Annotated in this window: 22 protein-coding genes; 18 read left to right on the plus strand and 4 right to left on the minus strand. The window is 40.1% G+C overall.

Annotated features, from left to right (window positions below):
* Positions 1–64: 64 nt before the first annotated feature.
* From A923_RS0104260 to A923_RS0104285, 6 genes are all read left to right on the plus strand, one after another.
* Positions 65–541, plus strand: a complete 477-nt coding sequence (locus A923_RS0104260) for a GNAT family N-acetyltransferase (protein ID WP_017220414.1) — start codon at positions 65–67, stop codon at positions 539–541.
* Between the two features lie 158 nt (positions 542–699).
* Positions 700–1326, plus strand: a complete 627-nt coding sequence (locus A923_RS0104265; protein ID WP_017220415.1) for a LysE family translocator — start codon at positions 700–702, stop codon at positions 1324–1326.
* Positions 1327–1440: 114 nt separating this feature from the next.
* A complete protein-coding gene (locus tag A923_RS0104270) occupies positions 1441–1758 on the plus strand; it encodes an antibiotic biosynthesis monooxygenase family protein (protein WP_017220416.1) in 318 nt (105 codons plus the stop codon).
* 58 nt (positions 1759–1816) lie between these two features.
* On the plus strand, positions 1817–2257 hold the full coding sequence (locus A923_RS0104275) for a YtoQ family protein (protein WP_017220417.1): 441 nt from the start codon (positions 1817–1819) through the stop codon (positions 2255–2257).
* Positions 2258–2372: 115 nt separating this feature from the next.
* Positions 2373–2726, plus strand: a complete 354-nt coding sequence (locus A923_RS0104280) for a VOC family protein (RefSeq protein WP_237716171.1) — start codon at positions 2373–2375, stop codon at positions 2724–2726.
* 42 nt (positions 2727–2768) lie between these two features.
* Positions 2769–3158: an NUDIX domain-containing protein gene (locus A923_RS0104285; protein WP_017220419.1), complete on the plus strand. Its 390-nt coding sequence runs from the start codon at positions 2769–2771 to the stop codon at positions 3156–3158.
* A gap of 78 nt (positions 3159–3236) precedes the next feature.
* Here A923_RS0104285 and A923_RS0104290 read toward each other — a convergent pair whose 3' ends face one another.
* Complete coding sequence (locus A923_RS0104290) at positions 3237–4046, minus strand: response regulator transcription factor (RefSeq protein ID WP_017220420.1); 810 nt, start codon at positions 4044–4046, stop codon at positions 3237–3239.
* Between the two features lie 269 nt (positions 4047–4315).
* Here A923_RS0104290 and A923_RS0104295 point away from each other — a divergent pair, with 269 nt between their 5' ends.
* The 4 genes from A923_RS0104295 to A923_RS0104310 all read left to right on the plus strand — a co-directional run bounded on the left by A923_RS0104295 (position 4316) and on the right by A923_RS0104310 (position 8993).
* Positions 4316–5896, plus strand: a complete 1581-nt coding sequence (locus A923_RS0104295) for an arylsulfatase (RefSeq protein WP_017220421.1) — start codon at positions 4316–4318, stop codon at positions 5894–5896.
* A gap of 143 nt (positions 5897–6039) precedes the next feature.
* The gene (locus tag A923_RS0104300; RefSeq protein WP_017220422.1) at positions 6040–7332 is read left to right on the plus strand and encodes an anaerobic sulfatase maturase; all 1293 of its coding nucleotides are present in this window, start codon (positions 6040–6042) and stop codon (positions 7330–7332) included.
* Between the two features lie 13 nt (positions 7333–7345).
* Positions 7346–7894 carry a hypothetical protein gene (locus tag A923_RS0104305; protein ID WP_017220423.1) on the plus strand — a complete coding sequence of 183 codons (549 nt, stop codon included), beginning with the start codon at positions 7346–7348 and terminating at the stop codon, positions 7892–7894.
* Positions 7895–7940: 46 nt separating this feature from the next.
* Positions 7941–8993 carry a tetratricopeptide repeat protein gene (locus A923_RS0104310; RefSeq protein ID WP_017220424.1) on the plus strand — a complete coding sequence of 351 codons (1053 nt, stop codon included), beginning with the start codon at positions 7941–7943 and terminating at the stop codon, positions 8991–8993.
* Position 8994: 1 nt separating this feature from the next.
* Here the strand turns inward: A923_RS0104310 and A923_RS0104315 are convergent, their stop codons facing one another.
* Together A923_RS0104315 and A923_RS0104320 are read right to left on the minus strand one after the other, a co-directional pair.
* Positions 8995–9975: a helix-turn-helix domain-containing protein gene (locus tag A923_RS0104315; RefSeq protein ID WP_017220425.1), complete on the minus strand. Its 981-nt coding sequence runs from the start codon at positions 9973–9975 to the stop codon at positions 8995–8997.
* A gap of 79 nt (positions 9976–10054) precedes the next feature.
* The gene (locus tag A923_RS0104320; protein WP_017220426.1) at positions 10055–11755 is read right to left on the minus strand and encodes an alkaline phosphatase family protein; all 1701 of its coding nucleotides are present in this window, start codon (positions 11753–11755) and stop codon (positions 10055–10057) included.
* Between the two features lie 241 nt (positions 11756–11996).
* Between A923_RS0104320 and A923_RS0104325 the strand changes: the two genes are divergently transcribed.
* The 8 genes from A923_RS0104325 (at position 11997) to yddG (ending at position 22333) form a co-directional block, all read left to right on the plus strand.
* Complete coding sequence (locus A923_RS0104325) at positions 11997–12569, plus strand: hypothetical protein (RefSeq protein WP_017220427.1); 573 nt, start codon at positions 11997–11999, stop codon at positions 12567–12569.
* A gap of 189 nt (positions 12570–12758) precedes the next feature.
* On the plus strand, positions 12759–13604 hold the full coding sequence (locus A923_RS0104330) for a formate/nitrite transporter family protein (protein ID WP_017220428.1): 846 nt from the start codon (positions 12759–12761) through the stop codon (positions 13602–13604).
* Positions 13605–13642: 38 nt separating this feature from the next.
* Positions 13643–15418 carry a bifunctional protein-serine/threonine kinase/phosphatase gene (locus A923_RS0104335; RefSeq protein WP_026006061.1) on the plus strand — a complete coding sequence of 592 codons (1776 nt, stop codon included), beginning with the start codon at positions 13643–13645 and terminating at the stop codon, positions 15416–15418.
* 98 nt (positions 15419–15516) lie between these two features.
* Complete coding sequence (locus A923_RS0104340) at positions 15517–16110, plus strand: HAD-IB family hydrolase (RefSeq protein ID WP_017220430.1); 594 nt, start codon at positions 15517–15519, stop codon at positions 16108–16110.
* A 177-nt stretch (positions 16111–16287) separates the two neighbouring features.
* Entirely contained in the window at positions 16288–16566 is a 279-nt protein-coding gene (locus tag A923_RS0104345) for a peptidylprolyl isomerase (protein ID WP_017220431.1), read from the plus strand.
* 409 nt (positions 16567–16975) lie between these two features.
* Positions 16976–18358, plus strand: coding sequence for a Na+/H+ antiporter NhaC family protein (locus A923_RS0104350; RefSeq protein ID WP_017220432.1), 1383 nt, complete (start codon positions 16976–16978; stop codon positions 18356–18358).
* Positions 18359–18575: 217 nt separating this feature from the next.
* Positions 18576–21485, plus strand: coding sequence for an HD domain-containing phosphohydrolase (locus A923_RS23310; RefSeq protein WP_017220433.1), 2910 nt, complete (start codon positions 18576–18578; stop codon positions 21483–21485).
* Positions 21446–22333, plus strand: coding sequence for an aromatic amino acid DMT transporter YddG (yddG, locus tag A923_RS0104360; protein WP_017220434.1), 888 nt, complete (start codon positions 21446–21448; stop codon positions 22331–22333). The genes A923_RS23310 and yddG overlap by 40 nt, the downstream gene beginning before the upstream one ends.
* Positions 22334–22375: 42 nt before the next feature.
* Here the strand turns inward: yddG and A923_RS0104365 are convergent, their stop codons facing one another.
* Positions 22376–23653, minus strand: coding sequence for a diguanylate cyclase domain-containing protein (locus A923_RS0104365; RefSeq protein ID WP_017220435.1), 1278 nt, complete (start codon positions 23651–23653; stop codon positions 22376–22378).
* Between the last annotated feature and the right edge of the window lie 326 nt (positions 23654–23979).

A 23979-nucleotide genomic window follows, 5' to 3' on the forward strand; every position in this document is an offset into this window, starting at 1 on the left:
CTGTTATAACTCAAGGAAAGTTTGCGCTATCAATTTTTAAGCCCACTTTTAAAAAGGATTCACCATGATTCAACTTCGCTCGATGACATCCGCTGAATATCCAGCTTATTGTGATTATTTCATTGATGATTACAGCCGTGAAATAGCGGAGAACTACGGGCATTCAATGGACAAAGCTATCGCATTAGCCGAGCAAGATCTTACTCGTTGCTTCCCTAATGGATTGGAAACCAATGAACATGATTTATTATGCCTTGAATTTAAATCAGGGGCTGAATCTGAAGTGGTTGGCTATCTATGGCATTCGATTAAGGTCAGTGATAAATCGACGTTTATTTACGATTTTTTCATTTTCTCAAATCACCGTAATAATGGATATGGAAAACTAACCATTCAAGCACTTGAGTCTCAACTACAAACGATTGGTATCGAACAAATAAAGTTAAGAGTCGCCTACCAAAATCAACGCGCGTTAAAGCTATATCAAGAAGTTGGCTTTGCTATTACTGGCTATAATATGTCAAAAACAATAGCGAGTTAACATTTCTAATATGTGCATAAAAATAACGCTATAACTGCACGTCGACCTTTAATTTGAATTCTCAGCGCTACTGAGAACAAGCTTTAATGGTCGCGAACGTTTACCTCGAACCCTTAAGTTGTTAATGTATTGTGAATACGTTAATTTAGGAGGTTCACATGATCCCGTTAGATACATTGATGCTTTTTATAGCCGCTACTTTTGTCGTGGTGCTTTCACCTGGACCTGCCGCAATAGCTGTAACGGCTGAGTCTGCGTCCAATGGATTTAAAAGTTCTGTTTGGGTGATATTAGGTATTGCGATAGCAAATGTTGTGTTTTTCTTCTTGTCGGCGACAGGTATCGCTGGACTCCTCATTGCGTCGCACAGTCTGTTCTCGATAATTAAATGGGTAGGTGTTGCATATCTTCTGTATCTTGGCTTCAGTGCAATTTTTAGTGATGCGGGCCCTTTAAAGATTAACAAGTCAGATAATAAAAAAGGCAGCTGGTATAAAGTATTTTTGAAAGGCTTTATTTTAGAGATATCGAACCCAAAAGCACTTTTATATTTCTCAGCATTACTGCCACAGTTTATTGATATAGCTAATCCCATCATTCCTCAGTTAGCTATATTGTGTTTAATCACTCTTTTTATAGACCTTTTTTGTTATTCGCTATATGGGTATTTAGGCTTCAAATCAATGAGTGTGGGCATAAAACCCATTGTAACTAAATTGATAAATCGTTCTGCTGGTTGTATGTTAATTTTCGCTGGGGTAAAAATGGCTTCTGTGAAAAACTAATCAATAGAACAACTACCTTGAAAAACATCGCATACTAACCAAAAGTTAAAACCACGCACCAGTGCCGGTATGTGCTGCCTCTGGTGTTTCAGAATGAAATATTTAGGAGATAAAATGTCAGTTATCGCTAATACACCTAAACCACCTTATTTTGCTGTTATTTTTACGTCAACCCGTACAGACGGTGATCATGGTTATGATGAAATGGCCAATCGAATGGTTGAATTAGCTGAGCTGCAACCTGGATTTCTGGGCGTGGAATCAGCAAGGGAAAGCGTGGGGATAACCGTGTCTTATTGGGCCGATCTAGAGTCAATTAAACATTGGAAAGCGAACACTGAACACTTAGCGGCGCAAAAGACGGGTCGTGAGTCTTGGTATGATTCTTTTAAGGTTCGTATTTCAAAAGTAGAACGAGATTACGGCATATAATAAATTTTCAATTAAATTAAATTCAATACAATTCAGCATAACTTAATAGGTGAAATATATGAAATACGTTGTTTATTTATCAGGTGAAATTCACAGTGATTGGCGCGCACAAATTATTAATGGTTGCGAGCAGAAAGGCCTCGATATTGAATTTACCTCAGCAATAACAAATCATGAAGCAAGTGATGCCGCTGGCGATTGTTTAGGTGACGAAAGTACTTCATTTTGGCGTGATCATAAATCATCAAAAGTGAACGCGATCCGTATTCAAACCGCTATCAAAAATTGTGATCTTGCAGTAATACGTTTCGGTGACAAGTATAAACAGTGGAATGCTGCGTTCGATGCCGGTTATTGCGCGGCTTTGGGTAAACCTTATATTACCCTGCATGATGAAAGCCTGATCCATGCGTTAAAAGAAGTGGATGGTTCAGCGCAATCTTGGGCTACTTCACCAAGTCAAATTGTGGAAATATTGTCATATTTGGTCGCGAAGTAACAAGTTGAATAAATAAAAATCGAATATATAATAGCAGCTATTACGCCTGCATTGTTTATCGCAGAGTAAAGTGAACTCAATTTCTGATAGGAGAATATGAATGATTGGATATGTAATGTTAGGATCACAAAATATCGACGTTTCGCGTTATTTTTACAGCTCTTTAATGAAGATGATGGGGGCGGAAAAAGTAGCTGATTCGAAAACATTTTTAGCGTGGAGTTTTGGTGAAGGAAAACCTAAGCTCGCAATCGGCAGCCCGTTTGATGGTGAAGATGCAAGTTACGGTAATGGCACCATGGTTGCTTTAAGTGTTTCTTCGGTTGAAGAGGTAGATAAGTTACATAAAAAAGCATTAGCGTTAGGTGGACAAAATGAAGGTGATCCAGGTGTGCGTGCTGGTGGCTTTTATTGTGCTTATTTTAGAGATCTAGATGGTAATAAGTTAAATTTTCATTGTAAGCCGTAAGCCGTAAGCCTTAAACAATAATTACGATTTTAAGGATAAATAATGTATCAGGATGTCGCCCAAATTGTTTTCATCAAAGGTTCTCAAGTACTGCTTAGTTTCCGTCAAAATACCGAGTTTCTCGATCTACAGTGGAGCCTTCCTGGTGGAAGAATAGAAATCGGTGAAACCCCAAAGGTGAGTGCGTTGCGCGAGTCATTTGAAGAAGTGGGAGTTGAACCTATTAGCCTCAACTTTTTAATTCAATTTCCAGATCCTAATGTTGCTTGTCAGCATCACGTTTATGTATGTGATGATTGGCAAGGTGAACTCACAAATGCAGAACCGCATTTATGTGGTGAAGTGAGTTGGTTTGATATTAACGCCGTACCTCGCGTTTGTGCTCCGACAATCGCGCCGATAATCGCTGCACTAAAACGGTATTTAGCGTGAATATCGCATTCTTTGATTTCGATGGCACGATACCAGCGAAGATTTACCTATGCTAGCGCTTGCTGACATAAAGATTTATCAATGGTGTGAAATACTTGATTGATAATGATGAGCAACGAGTCCATTTTGCACTGCAAATTTAATGAGTTCTGCCTGAGATGATAAATTTAGCACGTTTAGCATGAGATATTTATGTGATTCAATGGTGCGATGACTCAGCGTTAACGCTATCGCACACTCTTTGGCTGTCATGCCTGTTGCAAGCAAACTGAGCACTTCTTTTTGACGCGGACTTAACAATGAGGCAGCGTTGTTTGGTGTCACTTTACTCGACAAATGTCGTGAAAGTTTAGAGAATTGCCAATAAACAGCCCACATTTCGGCAAGTAATTTGAGCAGGATTAATTGATTGTATGTTAAAGGCTGGGCATCTTCGCCAAAACGACTCATCGAAAGTGCTCCCCATTTCTTACCGTGGATCTTTAACGGCAAAATAGTATGCCCGCGAACACCATTTTTATAGAGCGTGCTGAGAATGCCATTTTTTTGAGTACTTAGCTGTTCTGCATTAAAGTGAATGGGCATTTGTGCTTGTAACATTTTTAAATAACCTTGAATACCTAGGCTATCCACCGATATGAGCGCATTGTCTATCGTGTTAGGCCATTTGTTTGCCACGTGGATAAATTTAAGTTCGGTACCTGTGCTGGTAGTTTCTTCTACCAATGATTTATCATTTTGGTAAAGGCACATACGATCCAGTTTAAACCAGTCAAGTGCTTGGCTAGCAAGTCGATTCCAGTGTTTTTCAAAATTATCAGGGTCGCAAGTTATTAATGACGATTGTTCGACCAAAAGTTGTTCAAATGATGTAATTGATGTTGTCATTAATATAGCCTTAATAATTTTTTTATACGCCAATATTACACCGCCTCTTATTTTGTTAGTAGTAGTAAAAACACTAGTTTATTTCCTCTAACAGTCCTTAATCCCCTTGTTTGAAAGATTACCGGTACTGAAATTGATTCAGGTCAAATTAGCTTGCGCAAATGATCCATAGTTCGATTTGGTACAGTAGTTTTACGGTATTCAATAAATGATTACATCGCATAATTGCCCTGTTAATTAAAGTTCTTAACTAATAATGGGTACATGAAATGTTAAAACGTAAAACATTACTTCAGCTTTGTATTGGTGCTGCGTTAGCTACCACAGCTACTGCAAGTTTCGCAACAACGGACACCAGCCGTCCAAACATCCTCGCAATCTGGGGCGATGATATTGGTATTGATAACCTGAGTGCATACACGCAAGGTCAAGCGGGTCACTGGACGCCAAATATCGATCGTATTGCTAACGAAGGCGTATTATTTACCGATTTCTACGGTGAAAACTCTTGTACTGCTGGTCGCGCTGCATTCATCACGGGTCAGCATCCAATGCGTACAGGTCTAACGAAAGTGGGTATTCCAGGCGCTAAAGAAGGCATGCGTAAAGAAGATCCAACGCTAGCGGTCATGCTTAAAGACAAAGGCTATGCTACTGGTCAGTTTGGTAAAAACCACCTTGGCGATCGTGATGATCAACTACCAACTGAACATGGTTTTGATGAATTCTTTGGTAACCTTTACCACTTAAATGCAGAAGAAGAACCTGAGAATGTTGATTATCCTAAAAGTGCTGGATTCAAGAAAAAATTCGGTCCTCGTGGTGTTATCCATTCATATGCTGATGGTCGTATCGAAGATACTGGTTCGTTAACACGTAAGCGTATGGAAACGGTAGACGAAGAATTTTTAGGCGCAGCACTTAAATTCATCGACAAAGCGCATGAAGAGAAAAAACCTTTCTTCGTTTGGTTTAACTCTACACGTATGCACGTTTGGACTCACCTTAAAGAAGAGTCTAAAGGTCTTTCTAAGCGTGGTGGTCTATACGGCGATGGTCTAGTTGAGCATGACAACATGGTTGGTCAACTACTCGACAAACTAGATGATCTAAAAATTGCAGACAACACCATTGTTTCTTATACCACTGATAACGGTGCTGAGAAATTTACTTGGCCTGATGGTGCAACAGCACGTTACCGCGGTGAGAAAAACTCAACGTGGGAAGGTGGTTTCCGTGTTCCTGCTATGGTTCGATGGCCAGGTAAAATCCCTGCAGGTCAAGTGGTTAACGAAATCGCTGCGCATAATGATTGGATCCCAACATACATGGCAGCGCTTGGTGATGATTCTATCGTTGCTGATTTGAAAAAAGGTAAAACGCTTAACGGCAAAGACTATAAAGTGCATCTTGATGGTTACAATTTGCTAGATAAACTTAAAGAAGGCAAAAATACCACCGCTGATGACAATACTGATTGGCCGCGAAAATCATTTTTCTATGTAACTGACGGTGGTGAAGTCTCTGGTGTACGTGTTGGTGACTGGAAAATACTTTACAGTGTTCAAGAATGTAAAGGGCTAGAGGTATGGCAGTGTCCGTTGAAAAAACTACGTGTACCTTACGTATTTAACCTACGTCAGGACCCATATGAAGATGCAATGCTGAATTCCGGTAGATATCAATCTTGGATGTTCGAGCGTGCACCTTATGTTTATATGGGCGCAGCAACAACTGCACAGTGGTTACAAACATTTATCGAATTCCCACCACGCCAAGTACCTGGTTCATTCTCTATCGATAAAATCGTAGATAAAATGAATATTTGGGAGAATACACAATACAAATAAACAATTGGAATAATTGTTTATTAATACATTTGTAAACAAGGAAGTTACATCTGGTTATACCGGGTGTAGCTCCTTTTGGTTTTTAAAACCATCAATATAAATAGTCTAAATACTGTATTTTTACAGTTCAGGTAGTGAGTGATATGAGTAATAATCAAATTCGCCAACACAATGGCAAACCTCAGCAACGCATGAATGTGATGACCAAACCTATTGGGCCTGCATGTAACATTGACTGCACGTATTGTTATTATTTGAGTAAGCAACAGCTGCTTGATTATGATAAAGGTTGCAAACCGACAATGAACCCTGAAATGTTAGAGCGCTATATCCGCACCTACATTGAACAGCAAAATTTTCCTGAGATTGTGTTTCACTGGCAAGGTGGTGAACCGACATTGTTAGGCGTTAAATTTTTCCGTGAAGTGGTTAAATTACAAAAGAAATATTGCCCGCCTGGCGTGACTATTGAGAATGATTTACAAACCAACGGTATTCTGCTTGATGATGAGTGGGGTAAATTCCTCGCAAAAAATAAATTTTTGGTCGGTATTAGTATTGATGGTCCAGAGATGATCCACAATACTTACCGAACTAACCGTGCTGGTCGTGGCACGTTTAAACAAACAATGAAAGGTATCGATATTTTACATAAACATAATGTGAATTTCGCTACTTTAACCTGCGTTAACAATGTGTCTGGTGCTGAGCCATTAGCGGTTTATCGCTTTTTACGTGATGTTGTTCGCTCATCACAAATGCAGTTTATTCCGATTGTCGAAGCTAAAAGTTTCCGTGATACCGCACCACAATATTGGGATGAAGCGGAAATACTATTTCAAGGTGCACCTGAAGCAGAACCCGGCCATCCAGACTCTGTTGTTGAAGCTTGGTGTGTATCAGCAGGGCAGTGGGGTGACTTTCTATGTACAATTTTTGATGAATGGTTGAATGAAGATATTGGTAAGATTAATGTGCCTTATTTTGAAGCTGCGATTGAAGCCTGGATGGGACGTGTTAATCCATTATGTACACTCGGCCCTATGTGCGGTAAAGGTTTAGCTATTGAAGCCAATGGTGATGTATTTGCTTGTGATCACTATGTTTATCCTGATTTTAAATTAGGTAATATTAAGCAGGATGACTTGCAAGACATGCAGTTTTCCGAAAAACAGCAAGCGTTTGGTTATGCTAAAGAAAGCACCTTACCGGATCAATGTCGTCAGTGTGATTATCAGTTTGCATGCTTTGGTGAATGTCCAAAAAATAGATTATTGAAAACCTTGCAAGGGCAGAAAGGACTGAATTATTTATGCGCAGGTTGGAATAAGTTTTTCCGTCACATAGACCCTTATATTACCTTGGTAGTGAATACCATGGGTCACAAGGTTTATAAGAAGATTAATCGTCACGCAATGCAGCTTAAATTAAAATAATAAGGTAATTGAAATGAAACATATGAATAACAGATTGCTACTGGTGTTATTGAGCCTTTTTAGCTTGCAAAGCATGGCTGTAGAACCCCAACCTGAACTTGCCAATGCCGTATTCCCACAAGTACAACTACAACCTTTAGTTGAAAAGACATATGCCGAAATGAGCCGTCGTTATACGATATTTGCAGAACAGTTTAATTATTGCCAACAAAAGCCGAAATCAGAAAGTTGTCAGAAGTCGTATGAAGAAGTAAAGCAAAGTTATACGGCGGCTAAAGCCCTTTATGATACGGTTGAAATGACCCAATTACCTCAATTTATGTTACTCGAATCACCACAAGGCAGTTTATCATCATTAAATGTATCTTTGGTAAAACTGAATTACCTTGATGCAGAGTTACCTGCTGAAGAGATAAGTGATGTTGCATTACTTCCTGCAGTAAATAAGTGGTTAAAAGCACATGATCTGCCTGCAACCGAAAAATTGTATTTATTGCAAACCTTGTTGATTGAGTCTGACAACTTACAACAGCAAGCGCTACCGCCGTCGTTACAAGATTAGCAGTTACAACGGTTGCTAAAACATAGTTACAACACGTGGATTATCTATGAAATTATTACGCTATACCGCTGCTAGCTTACTGGTCAGCTTGTTTACTTGGCAAAGCGTGCAAGCTGCGCCTCAATCGAGTACTACTGCGAGATCTATAACGGCCGTTGTGCCACAAGTCCGCACAATTGATAGCCAAACAGAGGAAGAGGAACGCCTTTCTCGTATAGCGCAAGATAATGAACAGTCGATAAAACAGCGGATTCAAGCTGTCGTAGCGCTGGGTCAATACTCAGGGCCAAATGCCTTTATTTCTGTTGCTCGTGCTAGTCGTGCAAAACAACCTGAATTAAGGCTCGCAGCAATTGAAGCTGTTCGGTTCTGGAGTGTGAAAGCACGTTGGGATGTTGTCTCACCGTTGGTGAATGACAGTAATGAACGCGTTCAGGTTGCAGCGGGTAATGTATTGGTCTCGTTGTGGGGTGAGCTTAATATTAATCAACAAGCTTACTTACAACCCGCAGTGGACCAGTACGTAGCGGCGCTTAAGAAAATGCCGACTGATTTTCAATCTCAGTTAGCATTAGCAAATGTATATCGTTATCAGCAACAGACTGAGCAGGCCGAACTCGCTTATAAAGCGTTAATTAAGCAGTTCCCACAGGAAGACGAAAGTTACTTACAACTGGGGGAACTGTATCGTAAAGATTTGGCTAAAGTACAAGAAGTGACGATCTTAAAGCAAGGTATTCTGGTTAATCCGCAAGCGGGTAATTTACATTATGCGCTGGGTCTTACTTATTATCGCCAGAAGGAAAGTGAGCAAGCACAGCGTCAAATACAACTGGCAATCGATAATGAACCAAGTAATGGTCGTTATCCGTATACGTTGGCTGTCATGATAAAAGCAGCTGAGCCAGCTCAAGCAATCAAACTATTCCAACAAGCGTATGACAATGCGGGTTCACCGCAATATTTGTACGCGTTATGTGAGAGCTACCTTGAACAAGGACATGAGGTTCAAGCGCGGCAATGTATCGGAAAATTAAAGCAAGTAGCACCTGACAATATCGTTAAGCAATTGACAGGTAAACGCGCTAATTTACAATGAATTAAGCTGTGTCAGTCTGTTGTTTATGGCTAGATTGATAGGTCTTATTTGGTGTTTCAGCAAACAAACGTTGATATCTCGCGGCGTAGCGGCTCCAGCCGTCAATGTTAATATTACTGGCAGCCTGAATGACGGATTCGGTTGCTGGTTTTTGTAGCTCTTGACGAAAAGCAAATAACTTCATTAACAGATAAAAACGTTTTGGTGCAAATCCGGTATAGTGTTTAAACAATTGGTTGATTGTTTTGGTACTGATATTAAGTGCTTCGGCAGTGCGGTTTAGAGAAAACGGGGTGATACCATCTTGCTCCATCTGGGATACTATTTTGGGAATGAGTACCTTTCTGGGCAGGCGGCTACGTCCTTTTAATGACTGCGGACGCAGTGGCGGTACCTGCTGTTGTAGTTCCGTGGTAAGTTTCAATAATGCACGAGTGCCCCCAAGTGGACTGTTTTCAAGTTGACCTCGATCGGTAATATCGGCAGTTATCCTCAACTTATTCATATATTGCTGATTAACATCTAAAGGGATCAATGCGTTACTAAACTCCCTTAGTTGTTTTCCCGTATCATCAATTTCAGCCAGTAATACACGGGTATAGGCCGGGATGTTAACAACAAAAGGTACCGATGATTGCGCGGATACCAGGGCAATTTGAGACTTACTCAACCATACTCCATTAAAGCAAATTCTTCCCTCATCAATCGACATAATAACTAAACTGAGTTTGGTGTTCGAAGGTTGGTAGCAACTAGATATAAGTGTGACGTCATGTTTAAGCATAATGGCGGTATAACGAACTCGAGGGCGTTTTCCTTGATGAAAATAACAGTGAGGAATATTGACATTATGCTCAACACATTGATCATAATCAAACATCATTTTACCGCAAGTTAACTCACTTAATCGGATATTAAATTCATCCAAAAAATAGAAATGATCTGGCGACAGACAAGGATGAGGTAAGTGATCTTTATGCATGGTTTATCCCTGTTATTTTAGTGTGTCGCATCATAAAATGAATCGTATAACCTAACACTTATACGATTCATTTTTTTGCTTATTGTTTAAATGATGTGACTTCTGTTAATACATCACCTGTTGCACCACTTGGTAAATTAATACCCAGTATATTCGACAATGTTGGTGCTATGTCATAAGGCGTGATATTACGACTAATAATTTGTGATTTCACGTTATAGCCGGCGAAGATAACCGGTACATGCGTATCGTAACGCCAAGGCGAACCATGAGTCGATGCGATAGTTAACCCGTCCATATTGTTTATGTAGGTGCGAGATGAAAATACCAAATGAATATTTCCCGAACGTTGTGGGTGATAGTTTTGTTGCACTAATTTATTAATACGGGTTTGCGGTAGACTATTTTTCTCAATATCAGTTTTGGTTATTGCCGCGCTTATCCCTGTTATTTTTAGCATTTCCTCTGCGATCACGTTTTCAACTTTAGCCACAGAAAGATTATTTTTTTTGATTAAATCGGTATTTAAATAAATGTAAGGTTGAGCGTATAAACGGATCAGTTCATTACCAAGACCAAACGCTTGTTGCAGGCGAGCGTCGAGTGCAGGATTGGTTATTTTATCTTGTTCGAAGTAATGTGCATCATGATCACCTGTATCTTGTGATACTGGTGCTGCTTCTGGCACGCCGTGATCGGCAGAAAACGCAATGACAACATTTTTGAGACCAACTTGGTTATCGATATTGCTAAATAAATCGGCAAGGGTGCGGTCTAAACGGATCAGGTTATCTTCTGTTTCACGGGTTGATGGCCCAAACATATGCGATACATAGTCCGTCGATGAAAAACTAACGGATAAATAATCGGTAATATTATCTTGCCCTAACTTTTCTTCTTTAAGTATCGTCTTAGCAAAATCAGCGGTAAGTTCATCTCCTGCGGGACTGAGTGTGAGTAATGTGCCAAAATATTTACCTTTAGCTGGACCGTAAGGATGGGGAAAGTGTTTGCTGAAACCTGCGAGTCCAACTTTGTGGTCACCATTGCCAACTGCGGGAGCATAAGTGCTTTCTGGTTGGCTCAATGTCCATGCCTTATCTCCGTAACTCGCCGCTAGATCTTGCTGATTCCATGCATTGACCCATTCAGGATATTGTTGGTAGTAGTAATTACTCGTGACAAATTGATGTTTACTTTTTGAGAACCAAAATGCCTTACCATTATCACCACCGAGTGAGATCGCGCCACGATCTTTTACTGAGACCGAGAATATTTTAGCTTGACCATTAGTCGCGATAGATAGTTCATCACTGAATGTCGACGACAACATTGGCAGTGGCGAACGACCGTCTTTTTTAGCTACCTTTTGAGTCGGGTCTACTTCGGTTTCTTTATTGACACCAGCGCCTTTGGTTAGCATGTTGTAGTTTGAATCTTCAACATTATAAACCAGCCTATCTTTGCTGCGATCAAACCACACATTACCAACCATGCCATGCACACTGGGTGGCGCGCCTGTTGCTAGCGATACGTGCCCAACGATTGTTTCGGTATTGGCGTGTTCATAATTGGCATTAGTGAAGTAAGCACCTTGATCCATTAAATAGCGGAAACCGTTTTCACCGAATTGGTGCTTATAGCGCTGAATGAGATCGGCGCGCAGACCGTCGACTGTGATTTGTACTATCAATTTTGGTTGTGTTTGAGGCGGCTCTGCTGCATTCACTGACGTGAAAGCAAATAAACCGCAAAGAACAGAATAAGGGATTTTTTTCATCGTTGTACCTAAGTTGGTATTTATATTTTGGGGTCATGATGAATTAATTTATACCGATAAGGATATGTAAAAACGGAAAAAATGGAAGGCGTGTTGCTTAAATTTAATGGGGATACTATTGTGGAGTCAGATTAAATTAGTTTACCTTTTGTACAGAAATTAGAAATTAGAAATTAGAAATTAGAAATTAGAAATTAGAAATTAGAAATTAGAGGTTAGAGGTTAGAGGTTAGAGGTTAGGATGTTTGAGCTTATCGACGAAGAACCCGTGAATATTGTTATTGCTACAGTTGAAAAAAATGAGTTAATGCCATCAATTTTCGCTTTTAGTGATTTATCTGAAAGCCAATTACGTTCAGAAAAAGTGGACTTTCTGATGGTTTATGGTGCAACTGAAATAGTGAATGATAGGCTAAAAGTGCCGTGTGATAATACAGGGTGTGTGCTTGCAGTTATTGATAGTGAACTGACTAATACAGATCTTGCTACGCAGGTAATGACCAATATTAAAGGTAAGTTAGATGGCCATGAAATGCCAAATAACCTTGATATCTGCGATATTAGACAGCTTGCTGAAGATGCGCATAAACTCGTTGGTTTTGATTGTCTTGATAAGCTGCATCAATTTCTTCAACGCGCTGAATCAAGAACGGTTATTGGTGTTGTATTGTTATTACATGGACGAGTGGATGAAGCGATTTTTAGTGACGCAGGACAAAGAATACAAAAGCATATTTCTGATTTTTCAGTCTTGTATTTAAGTGTGTTTTCTAAAGGTATAGGACGTTGTAGTGCGTTAGTCGGTATAAAATAACCGTCACTTATTAAGTAACTCGTCCTACCTATTTATGATCAACCCATAGAAGTTTCTGCACTTTAATGGTGCTTCCCATCTCTGACTCTACACGAAGTTTGCACTTAAGGTTTTGATTTTATTGTTCTATTTAAACTTGGCATAGAAATGGCTACTTGTAGTTTAATTAACATTACAGGGAGTATGTCAATGTCTTACATTGAACCAAAAGAATTTGTGACCAAGATGGTCGATGCCGGTGAACAGAAAATATTTATGTCCACCCAAGATACATTAGTTCGATCTTTTATGGCTGGCGCTATTTTAGCCTTAGCCGCTTTTTTTGCGATTACCGTGATTGTTAAAACGGGACAACCGTTACTCGGAGCCGTTTTATTCCCAGTCGGTTTTATTATGCTGTATTTAATGAAATTTGATCTGTTAACAGGGGTGTTCACACTTGTCCCTTTGGCTGTCATCGATAAACGACCTGGTTGTACTATCGATCAGCTTTTACGTAACTGGGGACTGGTATTTTTAGGTAACCTAGGTGGTGCGTTAACCGTGGCTTTTTTTGCTTCGTTTATTTTAACTTATGGCTACAATACCGACGGCGGGTCGTTGGCCGCGAAAGTGAGTAGTATTGGTGAAGCGCGTACATTGGGTTATCAGGAGTTCGGCACGGCGGGTTGGTTTACTATTTTTATTCGCGGCATGTTGTGTAACTGGATGGTGTCGATGGGCGTTGTCGGTGCGATGATTTCAACCTCTGCAACCGGTAAAATGTTGGCGATGTGGATGCCTATCATGTTGTTCTTCTATATGGGGTTTGAGCACTCGATTGTAAATATGTTTTTATTCCCATTCTCGATGATTATGGGCGGTGAATTCACGTTAATGGATTACCTTATTTGGAATGAACTCCCAACTGTATTGGGTAACTTAGCGGGTGGTTTATTATTAGTTGGTTTACCGCTGTATATCACCCATGTTAAAACCTCTGCGCAACGTAAGTCACCAGTATTGCCGACTAACAATATGAATGCGTTGAAATAAGATGATTAATCCCGGAAGCTCTGATGCGAGGTGTTAATGTGCAAAAATCATTAACGCTGAGCATTGGCCAAGCTACCCATGCCGGCATAAAACCGCGTAATCAAGATTGTGTTGGGGTATTTGTTCCTCCTGCATCAGTGTTAAGTACGAAGGGGGCTGTGGTAGCCATTGCGGATGGGATAAGTTCGAGTGAGGTCAGTCAGATAGCCAGTAACACGGCTGTCACTGGCTTTATCGCTGATTACTATTGTACGAGTGATGCGTGGTCGGTTAAAACAGCTGCGTTGAAAGTATTAAAAGCAACGAATTATTGGCTTTATGCTCAGGGTCAAGACAGTCCGAATCGGCATAATTTAGATAAAGGTTATGTTTGTACCTTCAGTGCGGCGGTATTTAAATCCCATATAGCGCATCTATTTCATTGCGGTGATTCACGTATATTTAGACTTGTAGGTGAAACTTTAGAGCAACTAACTCAAGATCACCGGCGCAGTGTCGATGACAACAATAGCTATTTAACCCATGCTTTGGGTATCCATCAATCATTAGATATCGATTATCAGACTTTGCCACTAAGCAGAGGTGATATATTTGTGTTTACCACCGATGGTGTACATGAATTTTTGACCAATAAAACGATTGCGCTGTTTATTAACAAATCGATAAAGCAATCGATAAACCAATCAATAGCATCATCCATACTATCTGCTGAACAACATACCGACACTTTATTTGATGATATCGCGAATGACTTAGTGGCAATGGCACTTGCGGCGGGGAGTGATGATAACGTATCAATTCAGATTGTACGTGTTAATAGTTTACCCGAAACTGGCTATGCTGAGATCCAAGCGCAAGCCATGTTACTGCCGCTGCCTCCGGTATTACAGCCTAAGCAAGTGTTTGATGGGTTTGAAATAGTACGTGATATTTATATCAGTAGCCGCAGTCATGTGTTTTTGGCCAAACAGCTCGCGACCCAACAGTTAGTGGTTTTAAAAACACCGTCAGTAGAGCTCCGTAATGATGCTAATTATCGAGAAAGCTTATTGATGGAAGATTGGATTGCGAATCGGATTAATAATGTACACGTGTTAAAGGCGATCAAACCCATACAAGCGCGAAATTACCTGTATACCGTTACTGAATATATTGAGGGTAAGCACTTAGCACAGTGGTTTAATGATAACCCCAAGCCCGATTTGGACGTGGTTCGTGACATTGTTAAGCAGATAGCCAAAGGGTTACAGGCTTTGCATCGCCAAGAGATGGTGCATCAAGATATCCGTCCTAATAACATCATGATTGATATTGCAGGTACGGTGAAAATTATTGATTTTGGCGCTATCCGAGTCGCGGGTATTGCCGAAACTGGCAATGATACCGTCGATATCTTGGGGACCGCGCAATATACCGCTCCAGAGTATTTTGTTGGTGAACAAGGCAATAATAGAGCCGATATTTTCTCATTAGCGGTCATTACTTATCAATTGCTAACGGGGCGACTACCTTATGGTAACGAAGTCGCTAAGTCACACAGCCGAAAAGCTCAGCAACGACTGCGCTACATATCGGCATGTCATCATGATAATAATGTCCCACATTGGGTCGATTTTGCGTTAAATAAAGCCTTAGCGGTTGAGCCTAATAAGCGTTATGCCGAAGTCGGTGAGTTTATTCATGATCTCTACCATCCTAATCCCGAAGCTTTATTGTGTCACAAACTGCCAATGATAGAGCGTGACCCTCTCGTCTTTTGGCAAGGTTTTTGTCTATTACTTACTGTACTACTGGTCTTTGCTGTACTTAATTAAATTAAAGCGGATGTCCTCAGAACATTTACCAGATAACGTATGATTGTTAAGATATTATTCATTAGATAATTAGAAACTTAAGATTTAAAGGAAAGCCAGTGGACATCGCACTTTTTGATTTTGACGGTACGATCACCCATGAAGATGCGTTTACCAAATTCATCTTTTACGCTACCCCCAAGCATCGCTTAATTGCAGGCATGGTACTGCTATCCCCAGTTATCTTATTACACAAGTTAGGCGTATTTCCGGCTGCTAGAGTTCGGCCTCTTTTAGCGAAATTTGCATTTTGGCATCGCAGTGAACAGCAGGTGCTTGAGCTGGGATCACAGTTTGCAACGGATTATTTACCTTCTGTATTAAGACCAAAGGCAATGGAGCAGATTAACTGGCATAAAAGCCGCGGAGATAAAATAGTTGTCGTCTCAGCGTCATTAAATGCCTATCTCTACTTCTGGTGCAAAGCACATAATTTAGAACTGATATGCAGTGAATTGGAATCAAACGATTCAGTGCTGACTGGTCATTATATCCAAGGTGATTGTGGCGGTGAAAACAAAGTAGTCTTCATACATCGTCGTATTGATCTTACTGAATTTGACGTTGTGTTTGCATATGGTGATACCGAAGAGGATTTACCTATGTTGGCATTAGCGCAAACCAAGTATTATCAGTGGCGTGAAATGGCTTAAAGTAAGCGGGGTAGAGAGTCATGAATGTAGCTTCTTTGGCGCGTATTAAATTAAAAATTTATGCTTAGTGCCGATTTGAACGAATAGGGTAAATATTCACCACTCCTCGCCTTTTTTATTTTTTTGCCTTACACTTATTTTAAATTTATATCACCTCGTAAAATAAAGGAAAAAAACATGGCTCAAGCAACAGCACGACACATTTTAGTAGACGACGAAGCAAAATGTAATGAACTAAAAGCGCAAATTGAAGCGGGTACTGATTTTGCTGAAGTTGCAAAGCAACATTCAAATTGCCCATCAGGCGCTAAAGGCGGTGATTTAGGTAAATTTGGTCCAGGTATGATGGTTCCAGAATTCGATAAAGTTGTATTTTCAGCACCGGTAAATACAGTTCAAGGCCCAGTGAAAACACAGTTTGGTTATCACTTATTAGAAGTGACTAGCCGTAGCTAATCACTATTCTATGTTTCTCGCATCCTCTGTGGTGCGAGAGATTACCCCTTCTGAATTCAGTTTCAATGTCAGATAATGTCTAATCCAACAATCCACGATTCAAATATGCCGAAATAACAGCTAATGTAACCCAAAAACTAAATCTCATAAAAAATAATATACATGCACTATATAAAATAATTTATAAATCAATGTGATTTTTGTTGACTCGAAATCAAATCGGGATTAAATTCCGCTCGATGTTTTCACGACCCTGTCCCAAGCAGTGTAAACAAGCGCTAGTAACCTCCTACCCAGCTAGTGTTTTGCGCATGTAAAGCAGCATTAAACTCAGATAAAAACACCTGTTCCATTTGAGTCTTTTAATTTACTTAGCCATTTTGGCTCTATTTTAGAAGGATCTTAAAGCATGTCAGAAGCGACAGCCTTAAGTCTTATTCCACCTGTGGTGGTTTTGGTGTTAGCCGTTGTATTACGACGTCCTATCCTTTCGTTGGTTATTGGTTCATTTGTCGGACTCATGTTAATTGAGTCTGCTAGTGCGTTGACCAGTTTTTCTGCAATATCTCTCTCTGTGATGACAGATGAGACTATCGGTTGGCTTATTTTAGTCTGCGGTGGTTTTGGTGCCTTAATTGCATTACTCGTTAAAACGGGTGGCTCGATGGCATTTGGCCGCTATGCGATGAGATTTGCCAAAGGGCCTAAATCGTCCTTGTTAATGACATTTTTATTAGGCGTCGCTATTTTTATCGACGACTATTTAAACGCATTAACGGTTGGCTCGACGATGAAGCGCGTGACAGATAAGTTTAAAGTGTCTCGCGAAATGCTGGCTTATGTTGTTGATTCGACTGCCGCACCGATTTGTGTGTTAGTCCCCTTATCGACATGGGCGGTATTTTTTGGCGGCTTACTTGTCGACAATGGTATTGCTGCTGAAGGGCAGGGCATCGCGGTTTATATGGAAGCCATTCCTTATATGTTATACGCGTGGCTGTCGGTGATCATGGTGGTATTAGTGATTGTTGGTATTGTGCCTACATTTGGTCCGATGAAGAAAGCACAGTTAGCCGCGGCGCAAGGTGTACCGGCTTTGGTCCAAGTTAATTTAGGCGAGATCCAAACCTCGGATGAATACGCGCTTAAAGCCATTGAAGATGAATTTAGGCATGCTGACGACACGGGTAAGTTACATAACTTTGTTGTGCCTATTCTATTGTTAGTTGGCTTTACTGTGTATTTTGACATTGATGTTTTAATGGGGTTGTTAGCGACATTAGCTATTACATTGCCGTTTTATGCAGTGCAAAAAATAATGCCATTGGCTGAAATGATGGAGCAAATGATTGATGGTTTTAAATCCATGCTACCGGCGATTTGCACCGTTATAGCTGCTTTTATTTTTAAAGATGTGAGCGACCAATTACTGTTGTCACAATATGTCATTGAGCATTTGACGCCATTTATGACACCGAAATTATTACCAGCAGTGGTGTTTTTATCTATGTCTATATTAGCGTTTGTTACTGGATCTAGCTGGGGTATTTTTGCCGTCTCTATTCCAATTGTAATGCCGTTAGCGCAATCGCTGAATGCGGATATTCCGTTAGTGATTGGTGCGTTATTATCGGCATCATCATTTGGTAGTCAGGCTTGTTTTTACTCTGACTCGACGGTATTAGCTGCACAAGGTTCTGATTGTAATTTGATGAGCCACGCTATAACACAATTACCTTATACATTGATTGCTGCAGCGGTTACGTTTTTCGGATTTATATGGCTTGCTTAGTCGTCAATCGTAGATTCGTTATCTGATATCCCCAATTAAAGGTGTCGTATGTACTAATACGGCACCTTTGTTAGATAATTAACATTCGTTATCCGCAACGATTTAAAATATAGCTCTTAGTGTCAAATATTAGTTTATTGCAGTGGTTTATTGTTATCACTTAGATTTCACCCCCTTTATTTAATATCTTTAATTTACAATTATTGAGCGTTTAGTTATGAAAAAATCACTCTCTTTTAGAGCGTTTATCACTACAGTGTGTGTCGCTATCATCTTATTGCTGAGCATTGTGTTAATTCGAGTCAGTATTAATCATTCACGTGAAGTCACGACCAGTCTTTCTGAAGATATAGTAGCAAGTCACGCTGAAGCGCTCATTGGCCGGATTGGATTGCTGGGCACACCGCTAGCAACGCTACTCGATACCTTAGCGTTTACCGATTTTGTCCATTCAAAATTAGACGTAAAAGACCGTGTCTGGTTGGGGACGTTAGCTAAAATTTTGGCTAAAAATCCACATTTATCGACATTGTATTTTGGAGATGAAAACGGTAATTCCTTTGTGGTTAGACCTATTTATGATGCGAGTGATCGTGGGCGGTTAAGTGCGCCTGAACATTCGCTGATCATGGTCGATTATAATCAATTCAATGGCGAGCAGACCCGTATTTTCTTTGATCGAAATATGTTAGTTATTACCGAGTTTCTTTATGATAATGACAACTATGATCCGCGTGTTAGGCCTTGGTTTATTGAAACCAAGCAAGGTGGCAATATTAATGTCACTGAACCGTACTATTTTTATTTCTTCCAACATTTTGGTATTACTTTTTCGCGTCGTTCCCTTGATGGTAAGAGTGTTATAGCTGCTGATTTCACGCTTGATTCGCTTAACGATGTCATGACTGAAATGGCCTATTCAGCAGACTCTAAAATATATTTGTTTACGGCGAAAGAAAGCTTATTAGCAAGCAATCAAATAATTAAATCGGACGACCCCACCAAAAAAGTAGCATTAAAGGATTTGGGGTTAAAAGCGTTTATTCCAAATTTAAGCCACGTGAGTCGAGCTGATGGTGAAAGCCGTCGTATTGACTGGCAAGGCCAAGAGTGGCAGCTAATTATTACCCCGATGGTGATGAGCGAATATGAAATTCTGTACTTGGTTAATGTTGTCTCGTTAGAGTCGGTGTTGGCGGATTCCAATGATTTTTATAATGACTTACTGCTGATCTCTTTAGCCGTGGTGGTATTATCGTTATTTATTGTGATTATTGCGACTCGCCATGTGGTTCGCCCGCTGACATTTTTAACTAAATCATTGAAAGATATTCAACGTTTTAGTTTTAAAAAGCGTCCATATAAAAGTTCTGGTATTACAGAAATAGATCAAATAAACGAAACCATGTTGATGATGGAAGAGGTACTCTTTAACTTTATCCAAAACCTAAAGCAGGTTGCGCGATCAACGGCGCCAGAAGAGATGTCATCATCTTTGGTATCGCAGGTTCAAGACATTTTAAAATCAGATGATTGTTCGTTATTTACTAACTCTCGTCAGTGTCGTTCTGAGTTTTCATTAGCGGCGAGTATTGGTCAGTATGGCGAGATGAATGTACAAGCGCTGTTTGATATCAACCCGACTGCTTTTGAGCAATCAGTATATGAATTAAGCCAAGGTGAGATGGCATTGTTGTCAACGCAACACCATTCTGGTTTTTTAATGCCGCTATTTAACCGGAATAAGCAAAATACCGGCGCGCTCTTGATCTGTTTCAACCAGCGCATTGATGCTGATATTCGTGGACGACTCGCATTTGTGCAAGAATTCATCGGCTTTAACGAATTGGTATTAGAGCACTTGGAAACAGCAGAAGCACAAACGAATTTATTCCACGCCTTTGTAATGATGACGGCCAGTGCGGTTGACGTTAAGTCTGCTTATACCGGAGAACATTGTAAACGAGTGCCAGAGATCACGCAGATGTTGGCGGAGAAAGTGGTGGCGGATAAGGACGCATTTGCCCACTTTGAACTGGATAAAAAGCAATGGGAAGAGCTGTTACTGGCCGCTTGGTTACATGACTGCGGTAAAGTATCGACGCCTGATTTTATCATGGATAAATCGACGAAATTGGAAACTGTCTACGATCGTATTCATGAAGTAAGAATGCGCTATGAAGTGCTGAAACGGGATGCCGAAATAGATTATTTAGAATCTGTACTTGAGGGTAATGATAAGCTAAAAGCGCAAGCACAATGCGAAAAACTAAAGTTAACCTTGGATAATGAGTTTGCTTTTGTCGCAGAGTGTAATCTTGGCAGTGAATTTATGGTTGATGATAAGATTGCACGTTTGGATAAACTCGCGCAACGTACTTGGTTACGTACCTTACCTGATGATATTGGTATTTCTCACCAAGAAAAAGTGAAAAAAATAGCACAAACATTACCGGCTGTTGAAACTGTTCTCACTAACAAAATTGAACATTTGTATGCTTGGGATGAGAAGAAGAAGTTACAAGTTAATGGCCTACGAGACTTTAAAATCAAGCAGCCAGAGTATCAATATAACCGTGGCGAGCTATACAATCTTGGTATTAAAGCGGGCACGTTAACAGCGGAAGATCGTTACAATATTAATGAGCATATAGTGCAAACTTATATGATGCTGGATCAACTGCCATACCCAGAGCATTTAAAGAATGTGCCGATTATTGCCGGTAGTCATCATGAACGTATTGACGGTAAAGGTTATCCATTGGAATTGGCTGGGGAAGAGATCCCATTGCAAGGTCGTATCATCGCGGTGGCTGATGTATTTGAGGCGTTAACCGCATCGGATCGCCCGTACAAAGAGGCGAAACCATTAAGTTTAGCGCTTAAAATCATGGCGAATATGGTCAAAGATAAACACTTGGATCTGGAATTATTTGACTTATTCCTAACTACTGGCGTATACAGTCAGTACGCAGCCGAATATTTAACATCGCAGCAGATTGATGTTGTTGATATTGATAGTATTCGAGGCATTTATATTCCGACAATCGATGACGACTCATTGATCGCTAAGCAAAAGGTTACCACTTGTTCAACACCCATAAATTTACCCTCGCAGGCTGTTTAGCTATTTTATTATGGAGCACTATTGTAGGGCTTATTCGTAATGTTGCCGAGCAATTAGGCCCTATTGGTGGCGCAGCCATGATCTATACCGTCAGCTCGGTATTCTTATGGATATTTTTAGGCGCACCTAAACTGAAACTTTTCCCGCCTCGTTATCTGTTCATTGGTGGTGGCTTGTTTGTGAGTTATGAAATTTGCTTGTCTTTAGCGCTGGGAATGGCGAACGATCGCACCCAAGCGGTAGAGATGGGAGTGATTAACTATCTATGGCCTTCGTTAACAGTGTTAATGGCGGTGTTTATGAGTCACAAACCCGTTAATAAACTCTTATATCCAGCTATCGCGTTGTCGTTCTTTGGCGTTGCTTGGACGGTTGGCGGTGATGAAGGTATTTCGATTAGTCAACTTAGTAGTAATATAGCCACTAATCCGGCGAGCTATTCGATGGCCTTTTTTGGTGCCTTTATTTGGGCATTTTATTGTAATATCACCAAGAAACTCGCTAACGGCATGAATGGTATTACTTGGTTCTTTATCGGAACTGCTATTGCATTATGGATTAAATATTTAATCAGTAATGAACCAGCGATGGTATTTACCACCGACGCGACGTTTGATTTGTTACTTGCGGGAATTGTCATGGGCAGTGGTTATGCACTGTGGAATATTGGTATTCTCGGTGGCAACATGGTGTTTTTAGCGACGTTATCGTATTTCACACCTATTCTATCGACATTTTTTTCAGCAATGATACTCGATATTGAACTGACGACTAAATTCTGGCAAGGCGTAGTGATGGTGACCGTCGCGTCATTAATATGCTGGTGGTTGACGCGTGAAAAGTCTTAGTCAGATGTTTGAATCACCTTGTCATACAAGGTGATTCCGCTACTAACATTTAGACTGTTTTTTATTGTAAGGCTTGTGAATACATCGGTTCCGCCCTAAATCTTTGGCTTCAAAGAGGGCGTCATCAGCGGTTTTAACTATATTTTTAATTGTTGATTCATCAAACTCAATGGCTAATGTTGAGCCTATACTGCAGGTTATCTTGATATCAGCATGTTTGGGTATTTTAACCTTTCTGACACTTTCTAGTACGCGTTGTATTATTTGTTCTAATTCTTCGTTTGATACATGCTTTAAAATAATAGCAAATTCTTCCCCGCCAATGCGAGCATGAAAATCGTTGCCTTTGGGGAGTATCGATGAAACCGCGTTTACCGTTGCAATTAAACATTCATCACCCACGTCATGTCCATATTGATCATTGATTTGTTTAAAATGGTCTAAATCATAAATAATGATCGCCAACGGTAGACTATTTTGGCAGTTTTGATTGATTATGTTATCACTGAATTCTTCATATGAACGACGGTTTGCAATTAATGTCAGTGAATCGGTGTACGCCATTTCATTTAATATGGTAGTGCGTATTTTTACTTTTTTGTCGAGTTCTCTAGATTGCTGGTGGGTGCGTTTAAGCGTGACAAACATGCCCAGCAAGCTAATAACTGAAAACGCCATAAAGATGATATAAGAATAGCGAACGATAGCGGCGAGCTTATCATTCCCGCCATTTAAAGGCACAGTGACATCAATCGCGCCACGAATATCGCCGACTTGCCAATCTTTCTTTGGACTATTTGGATGAGTATTATGGCAATTCACACAACTTTGCTCCATAAAAATAGCTTCTGCATGGCGTAGCACCTGTCTCTTGTCCAACTCTTCTATACGCTCAAATACCGGTTGCGATGTAGTAAGGTGTGCAAGTGCATCATGTTGAAATTTGTCTTGTGGGCCGCCTGTCAACGCTCTACTTTTAAATGGATATCTGCTGTAGGTATGTACAATAACTCCCGTCTCTGGATTGGATACGGCTTCACCGAGTTCAATGGCGAATGTTGTTGGGTTGGGTATTGATAATGGTTTGCCATGATATAAAGCTTCGACAGTAATATCTGGGTGCGATCTTAATTTTGCTATACGTGCACTATACGAGATGCGTGCTTGATTAACCGTGGTGGCGATAACTTCTGCCGTACGGCTTGCCAATAACGTTGTGGTCGAGTATTGGAATTTTTGGACTGCAAACAATGAGATACTGGCCATTAGCATAAAGATAACGCTGAAAAAAGCGATCGCGTGAGTTTGGGTTATCTTCATTTTATTTCTGCGCCAAGGTTAAGATTATTAATTTGCTAATATAATGGTAATTGATTAAGTGGTAAATTATCGGATAAATGCTAGATAGGGTGACGGACAGCACAGTTATATAAGATGCTGGGGACTGGTTATAAATTATGTTGTGATGCATTGTAGTAACTTAGGTTTGTGGTTAAATAAAGTACAGGTCTACATCTATTTTTATTCCTATTGGCTACTATTTAACTTATAACACATTTTATTCGATTTCATTTAATTATGTTTAATCGTAAATAAAGTTGAATCTTAACGTCACTCTGTAGTCTAAATCCAAATGCACTGTGAAA

The sequence above is a fragment of the Moritella dasanensis ArB 0140 genome (assembly GCF_000276805.1).
GTDB classification, from domain to species: domain Bacteria; phylum Pseudomonadota; class Gammaproteobacteria; order Enterobacterales; family Moritellaceae; genus Moritella; species Moritella dasanensis.